Annotated in this window: 6 protein-coding genes and 1 rRNA gene; 4 read left to right on the top strand and 3 right to left on the bottom strand. The window is 43.8% G+C overall.

Annotation, left to right across the window (positions count from 1 at the left end):
- The first annotated feature begins 59 nt into the window (after nt 1-59).
- Nucleotides 60-176, top strand: a 5S ribosomal RNA gene (gene rrf / locus VB077_RS05405).
- A gap of 261 nt (nt 177-437) precedes the next feature.
- Here the strand turns inward: rrf and VB077_RS05410 are convergent.
- Genes VB077_RS05410 through istA form a run of 3 tightly spaced genes read right to left on the bottom strand, consistent with a single transcriptional unit; the run spans nt 438 to nt 3103 of the window.
- A complete protein-coding gene (locus VB077_RS05410) occupies nt 438-860 on the bottom strand; it encodes a hypothetical protein (protein WP_323414204.1) in 423 nt (140 codons plus the stop codon).
- A complete protein-coding gene (gene istB / locus VB077_RS05415; protein WP_323414205.1) occupies nt 861-1628 on the bottom strand; it encodes an IS21-like element helper ATPase IstB in 768 nt (255 codons plus the stop codon). It abuts the gene before it with no gap.
- Nucleotides 1625-3103, bottom strand: coding sequence for an IS21 family transposase (istA, locus tag VB077_RS05420; protein ID WP_323414206.1), 1479 nt, complete (start codon nt 3101-3103; stop codon nt 1625-1627). Before istA ends, istB begins: the two co-directional genes overlap by 4 nt.
- Before the next feature lie 896 nt (nt 3104-3999).
- Here istA and VB077_RS05425 point away from each other — a divergent pair.
- Genes VB077_RS05425 through VB077_RS05435 form a run of 3 tightly spaced genes read left to right on the top strand, consistent with a single transcriptional unit; the run spans nt 4000 to nt 7967 of the window.
- Entirely contained in the window at nt 4000-5688 is a 1689-nt protein-coding gene (locus tag VB077_RS05425; protein ID WP_323414207.1) for a GspE/PulE family protein, read from the top strand.
- Entirely contained in the window at nt 5675-6757 is a 1083-nt protein-coding gene (locus VB077_RS05430; RefSeq protein WP_323414208.1) for a type IV pilus twitching motility protein PilT, read from the top strand. Before VB077_RS05425 ends, VB077_RS05430 begins: the two co-directional genes overlap by 14 nt.
- A gap of 7 nt (nt 6758-6764) precedes the next feature.
- A complete protein-coding gene (locus tag VB077_RS05435; RefSeq protein ID WP_323414209.1) occupies nt 6765-7967 on the top strand; it encodes a type II secretion system F family protein in 1203 nt (400 codons plus the stop codon).
- Nucleotides 7968-8112: the final 145 nt, after the last annotated feature.

Genomic DNA, 8112 nt, shown 5'->3' on the forward strand with positions numbered 1-8112 from the left:
ACTTAATGAAGACAAAATCTGTGCAGTTTTGAGAGAACACTCTCAGAATTTAATCAAGATCTGGTGATAATGCCGGAGGGGTTCCACCCGTTCCCATCTCGAACACGGAAGTTAAGACCTCCAGGGCCGATGATACTTGGACTGCAGAGTCCTGGGAAAGTAGGTTATTGCCAGGTAAGAACGAAGGGATCGTCTTGTACAAGACGGTCTCTTTGCTTTTTGCTGTGCAAAAACTTATATGTGCAAGCTGCTCTGGGGTCGGTTCCACCCGTACGCCTGCGCCGTAAAGTCATTCTTAATAGCGTTCGGCTTGGCTGTAGATTGTCAAGTAAAATTGACCACTTTTTACACTAAAAATTGACCACTTTACTACGGCGTTTTCAAATTACCTGTGGATAACTTAACAGCAGTATGTTAGGCTATCCACAGGTACCTAATTAGCTTATCGTTAGTATGTATCCATAATCCTTAGCTGACTTTTTATCAACGACTACCTGTTTAGCCACTGGGTCTATTCGAATAAACTTTTGCAGTTCAATTAAGCGATCCCGCATCAACTCAAAAATAAGATCATTGAAGGCATGTCCATTATTCTGGGTTTCCTTAGTCATTGAAAGGGCTCTTGTGTTGGAACAAAGCTCATCGAGGCTCATAAACGGCTCTGCGTCAATAGTCCTTTTGTCATACCTCTTGATGCTTTTATTGAAGATATAATCTGTTTCTCGGCGCATTTTTCTTTGAAATTGATTAATATCCATATCACATAGATTTGTCACATAATCCTTTGCAGCTAGAGTCCCTTGGTCATTGTATATCTCTACATATTTGTCATAATGCGCTTTTTCAAGTTTAATCTCCATCTAATTTCCCTCCTTAGGCTTACCCTTTACACGGTAACTTTCGCCTGTTATACTGACGATGTGAGAGTGATGGACTAGCCGATCTAATATGGCCGTAGCTGCCAGCTGGCTAGTAAAGATTTCTCCCCAGCGTTCAAAAGGTAAATTGGTTGTGATGATGAGGGCGTTCTTTTCGTATCTATGGCGGATAAACTGGAAGAACAAGCTCTCTTTTTCTTTGTCCATTTTGAGATATCCCAGTTCGTCAAGAAAGATAAGGTCAATCCTTGCCAGGCGGTTGAAGAGGGCTTTTAATGCTCCGTGAAGAGCTTGATGAGCAAGTTCTTCAATAAAGTCATTGGCGTTAGTAAACATCACTTTCTTTCCGGCTTCACACGCCTTGATTCCTAGGGCAGACCCGATGTGACTTTTCCCAACCCCAGGTGGCCCAATCAGTATGACGTTTTCTTTTTGAGTTAGAAAGTTGAGGCTAGCCAATTCCATGATCTTTGCCTTGTATCGGTAATTATGGAAAGCGAAATCATAATTTTCGAGGGTCATATTTCTGTGAAAGCCTGCGGATTTTGTGTTCTTTTCTACCATTCGCTTTATCTTCCCATGTTCCTCATACTGAATGAGTTTAATCAAAAAGCTTTTGTAATCCAGATGATCTCTTTTGGCCTCTTCGATTAAATCGTTGTAGTTGTTACGGATATCCACGAGTTTGAACTTCTTTAAGGTCCTATCAATGTACTGATCCTCTGCGTTAATCGTAGGATTTACACTCAAAATTGACCACCTCCACCATAATAGGATAAATCGCGGATGAGCTCGGGGTTAGCTTCGGTGGTCGCAGCAACCTCATTCCCTAACCTTCCCAACAAGATATCTATTGCCTTTACTTTCAGGGTTTCCTTAATACTGTCAATTTCGTAGATATTATGGTCAATACAGTATCCCAAGAGCAGCTCAAGACTTTCGATGGTGTAAAGATCCTGGAGTTTCAGGATTTGCCGAGCATGGTAACTCGGTTGCTGCAATTTCTTACTGGCATTCTCTAAATACTCTGCCCCTCTGGTAAAGGTTCGAGTAAACATTCGTTTAACCTCAGGAATGGACTTCGGTGTTTTCACAGCAATATCTTCATAATGCAAATCGATTCGAGTGATCGAACAGTGACTTTGTGAAAGTTCATGGGATGTAATCCACTGATTTTTTAAATCATAGAGATCCAACCGATAGCCATAAAATGTTTTAAATTTAACAACCTGATCCACATACTTCACCGGCACACTGTATTTATTTCCCTTAATACTGACGAGAGAGTCTAAGCTCACCTTTCTCGTTTCCATATCCGTTCGTATAAAAGGGTGCTTGGGTAATGGGAACAAGGAAGAGATTTCTTCTTTAAATGCCTCCTCGGGAATTCTTTTCGTTGTTCCGTGTTTCTCTCGACACCATTCTTTTACAAACTCTTTTCCGGCTTGATTAAGCTCGGCCATGGAAGAAAAAGTATTTCCTTTAATAAACTGCTCTTCTATGTAGTTAAAGGGGCGCTCTACTTTTCCCTTAGTTCGAGCCCTATAAGGCGCACAGGCATTGAGTTCTGTACCAAGATGGGCTGCCATTCTTAAAGCATCCAGATTGAATTGAGGTTCTTTACCCTCCAGATTTTCAACAACGAGAACCTTTGGATTGTCGATAAGTAGTTCCTGGGTTACACCTCCAAATTTATGGAATAACTCTTGAATAACATCATAAATAGCATCACCATCACAACTCAAGGAGAAGTGAATTCTTTTATCGCGACTAAAGGCCATGATAATTGAGAAACAATACACTTTTGTAATGGCTTTATTAACGATGACATCGTATTCAGACCAATCGAACTGAGCCTGTTCTCCCGGAGGAGTCTCAATCCTCAAGGTAGCCTTGGGATTGATTCTTTGTTTTTCTCGATCTAATTTCTTTAGAAACCGATATACAGGGCCAATGCTACCGATATAACCAATTTTTCTTAATTCCCTGAAAATCCTGGTTCCTATGAAGTTATATTCCGGGCTTTGGTACCACTCCTTTACAAGCTCTTCATAGGGATCAATCTTACTAGGATAATGATTCCTGTTGTATGCGGGTTCTTTACTTGCTTTTAGGAGCTTCTTGACTGTGTTTCTTGACATATTCAGTTGTTTTGCTATTTGTTGTTTCTTCACCCCATTCTTATAAAGTCTTTTGACCGCTATCCAGTCTTGCACATCTCTCACCTCCGATTTATCCTCCTTTCGTTACTATGAAAGAAGGATAATCTCTTTATCGAAAGTGGTCAATTTTATTCGTAAATTTGTGGTCAGTTTTAATTGTAAATCAATAGCTTGGCCGAAAACGATCGAGTTTATATCGTTTTCGTATCTCGAACACGGAAGTTCGAGTTACCGTCCAGGGCCGATACGAAAACCATCCGGTGAATGGTTTTCGGGTTAGGTGCCAAGGCTATAGATGCATTCTAAGAGGCACCGCCCTACTTGGACTGAAGACGAAAAAGATACGGTGTATCTTTTTCGCGGCGGCGCGCTGCTGTTGAGACTGACTGAGGCGCGCCGCCTTCCAGGGAAAGTAGTATCCCCACGGCAGGAGTGTTCGTCAGAGGAGGTCGTGGGGCGAAAATGATCCTCAGCGGGTTACCTCGTTTTTGTGGTATCCGCTTCGGCGAAAAAGTCCACCGGACTCTTTCGTCATCCGCCTTTCGTATCGCCAGGTAGAACGAAGGGACCGTCTGTTGAAGACGGTCCCTTTGCTTTTGCTGTGCAAAAAAATAGGGATAATACGAATGTCGTATAAAATATGATTTAAGATTTTATTGTCGATCATGATTTAATTTTGCAATGATTAATTTTGTGGAGTCCTCAGCCGTTTTTGGCTACGAATTTCTATTTTTAGACTAATATGCACAGGGTAATAGACTCGAATAATGGAGTTATATGGAGAATATCCCCTAAATATGTAACTTAGGGGGTGTTTGACAATAGTAAATTTCTGGTTTAGTATATTAAAAATAGTACTTAAGTATTATTCTAAAAAATATCATTTAGTAAAAAGGTCCTAGGACTTACCGGCCAAGTCTGAGAATTTAATTAAACAAAAAGAAGGGTTATGTGAAGGATTGGCAGACGGACGCTTTATTAAAAAAAGATTAGGCGAAATTCTTGTTGAGGCAGGTAAACTAACGTCTGCAGAATTGGAAAAAGCGTTAGCGGAACAAACCAAGACGAAGAAACATCTGGGAGAAGTCTTAGCTGAACTTCATTTTCTATCAGAAAATGAAATTTTAGATGCCCTTTCCAAACAACTATCCCTAGACAGAATTGATCTGGAACGAGAATTTATTAATCCTGAGGTGGCCCGCTGCATTCCCCGAGAAGTTGCCAAGAAATATCATTTGATCCCTATTCGTGAAAATAATAATAAGCTTATAGTTGCGATGAATGACCCTTTAAATATTTTTGCGATTGATGACATTACTTTTATAACGAAGAAAGCAGTTCAGCCGTGTTTAGCCAATTATGACGCCATCGAAAAAGCCATTGAGCAATATTTCAGTAAGCAGACGACCGATAAAGCGCTCGAAGATCTGAAAAACGAATATAAGGTTGAACTAGATGACAGGATTGATCAGGCGGTCATCGATGAAATTCAAAGCGCACCGGCGGTAAGGCTGACTAATTCGATCATCAACCAGGCTATCACGAACAGCGCAAGCGATATTCATATCGAACCATTTAAATACAATGTTAAAGTTCGTTATCGGGTCGACGGAGTACTCGTCGAAAGCATGGAGATTCCGAAAAGCCTATTTTCAGCAGTTTCGACGCGGATCAAAATTATGGCCGGAATGAACATCGCCGAAAAAAGGATTCCCCAGGATGGCCGGATTGAAATGGAGGTGAATGGGAACCGATATGACTTTCGTGTTTCTTCCCTGCCCACTGTTTTTGGGGAAAAGATCGTTATCCGTATTTTGAATGGTGAGAGTGTGCTTTTCGACCGTAGCAAGCTTGACTTTACTGAACATGAAAATTCTCTGATTGACAGTATTTTAAGTTCGCCGTACGGTATTATTCTTCTCACGGGGCCTACCGGAAGCGGTAAATCGACGACACTATATACCATGCTGCAAGAATTAAATACTTCGGATAAGAATATTATTACTGTCGAGGACCCTGTTGAATATACGTTGCAAGGGATTAACCAAGTCCAAGTCAATAACAAAGCGGGTCTGACATTTGCCTCAAGTTTACGAAGCATTCTAAGACAAGATCCCGATGTCGTTATGATCGGGGAGATAAGGGATGAAGAGACCGCCCATATTGCGGTGCGGGCCGCGATTACCGGGCATTTGGTGTTATCGACGCTCCATACCAATGACGCACCAAGTACTTTGACACGGTTGATGGATATGGGGGTTGAATCCTATTTGGTGGCAGAATCCATCGTCGGTATTATTGGACAAAGACTTCTGCGCAGGCTGTGTCCGTTATGCAAAAAGGAATATATTCCGGGAGATAGTGAAAAGAGGATTTTGCGCGAGGATAAGATTACCAGACTCTATCAGGCGACGGGTTGTCCCGCATGCCACAATACCGGATACAGGGGGCGTCTGGCGATTCATGAGGTGATGGTTCTCAATAGCCAATTGCGCAGTTTGATTGAGAAAGGAAGCAATGCCGAGGAGTTAAGAAAAATGGCCCTTGAGAATGGAATGGTTCCGCTGTATGACAATTGCAAACAACTGGTCTTAAAGGGGGTGACGACCATCAGCGAGATGGTGAAAACAGTCTATGCCAGAGATTAAAACGAACGATTTAGACGCCATGCTTGAGTATGCCGTAAAAATGAAGGCAACGGACATCCATTTGACCGTTGGCAGTAAACCGATGCTGAGGCTGAGATCGTTGCTCCAGCCGCTGGAAAGCTCTCAGCCGATGTCGCAGGAAGATACGCGGGAGATTGCCGTTGCTTGCCTTGACGAAGAAAAATTAGCGGTTCTCAAGCAAAACGGCGTTGTCGATTCCTCATTCTCAAGAAACGGCTTAGGTCGTTTCCGGATTAATATTTATAAACAGCGCGGAACATATGCCATCGCCATCCGGATTCAACCTTTTGTTATTCCAAAGTTTGATTCTTTGGGCTTGCCGCCGGTCATCAAGAATTTTGCCCGACTTAAAAAGGGACTTGTCCTCATTACCGGGGTTACTGGAAGCGGTAAATCCACCACCTTGGCGAGCTTGATTGACCTGATCAATGAAGAAAGACAGTGCCATGTGATTACGGTCGAAGATCCGATTGAGTATTTGCATAAACATAAACGAAGCATTGTCAATCAGCGTGAAATCGGTATGGACGCTCCTTCCTTTTCAGTCGCTCTGCGCTCGATTTTACGGGAAGATCCCGATGTCATTCTGATCGGGGAGATGCGGGATATGGAGACGGTCGGCATTGCCCTAACAGCCGCCGAAACCGGGCATCTTGTCTTTTCAACCCTGCATACGGTGGGAGCGGCCAAAACCGTGGACAGGATCATTGATAATTTTCCGCCGAACCAGCAAGACCAGATTCGCAGTCAACTGGCCACCGTGTTGGAAGGCGTTGTTTCCCAGCAGCTGGTACCAAGTGCTGATCGGAGCCGCTTGATTCCGGTTACTGAGGTGATGGTGGCGACGCCTGCGGTCAGGAATCTCATTCGCGAGGGAAAACCGCATATGTTAAATAGCATTATTCAGACGGGAGCGAATGAGGGAATGCATTCTCTCGATGCTAATCTGGCCGAGTTATGCTTCAAGGGTCTGATTGCGAAAGAAGAGGGTCTTTCCAGAGCTCAGGATAAGCAGTATTTCCAACAGTTGATCAATAAAAGGTGGTGAGCGCAGAATGCCTACATATGCCTATAAAGCTAAAAATTTAAACGGGGAAGAGCTGTCCGGAACGTATGAAGTCACCGATGTGGATATGCTCACGGCCATGCTACAGGAGCAAGGCTACTTCCTCGTGGATGTGCAGCAGGAGGGCAAAGCGCTCGCCGTCGAGGATATTTTCCAACGCGTAACGATTAAGGATATTGCCCTTTTTTGCCGGCAGTATGCCGTGATCTTAAGCGCAGGGATCACGATTGTGGATGGCATTGCGATTTTACGGGATCAAATTGAAAAGAAAAAATTCAAAGAGGTCCTGGAGGATGTTCATGAGGAACTGCAGCGCGGAAGAGTTCTTTCGGCAGCCTTGTCCGATCATAAGGATATCTTTCCCGAGTTTATGTTGAACATGATTCAGGTCGGGGAAGCGAGCGGAACGCTGGATGTGATCATGAATCAACTGGCTGATTTTTATGAGAAAGAAAATAAGATCCGCCGCAAAATCCGTACGGCCTTGACCTACCCGCTTATTTTGCTCTTTCTGATCGTGGGCGTTGTCATTTTGCTGCTCGTCAAGGTATTGCCGACTTTTTCCGGGATCCTGCAGTCCATGGGTGGGGAGCTGCCGCTGATAACAAAGGTTTTGCTTGGCATTAGCAACTTTGTTAGTAGCCATCTGTTGATGCTGACGATGATAACCGTCTTCTTGATTGCCATTCTGTCTTATCTGGCTCAAAAGAGTGAAGTGAAATATTGGTTGGACTCCTTAAAGTTAAAACTCCCGCTGCTGCGGAAGCCGACGGTTAAGGTGATCACATCCCGGTTTGCCCGAAGCATGGGAATCCTACTGAGAAGCGGTATTCCGGTGATTACGGCGATTGAAATCATGAGCAATCTTTTAGGCAACCGGGTTGCTGAACATAAATTTATGGCTTGCTGTGAAGAGGTAAGGGAAGGGAAAGGGATTGCCGGACCGGTCAAAAGGGTCGGGCTTTTTCCGCCGCTTTTGATCCACATGATCGCCGTCGGCGAAACGACCGGCGAGCTGGACGAGATGCTCACCCGAACAGCCGGATTTTTTGACGAGGAGGTGGAGGAAGCAATCGATAAACTGACGGCGGCTATTGAACCGGCCATGATCATCATCATGGCGGTGGTCGTCGGTTCCATCGTGGCGGCTATCATGCTGCCGATGGTCAGCATCATGAATGCGGTTCGTTAATTTTTAAATAGCCTCTCGGAATAAAAAGGGAGGAAATCTCCAAGATGGGATAAAGTCCCTGGGAATTACGATGAGCAAAAGGAGATGAAGAACCCCACTCATAAAATGGGCATGCCAAAAAGGCCTAACCGCACTCCTTTTTCAA

The organism is Desulfitobacterium sp., from assembly GCF_034927245.1.
GTDB lineage: Bacteria > Bacillota > Desulfitobacteriia > Desulfitobacteriales > Desulfitobacteriaceae > Desulfitobacterium_A.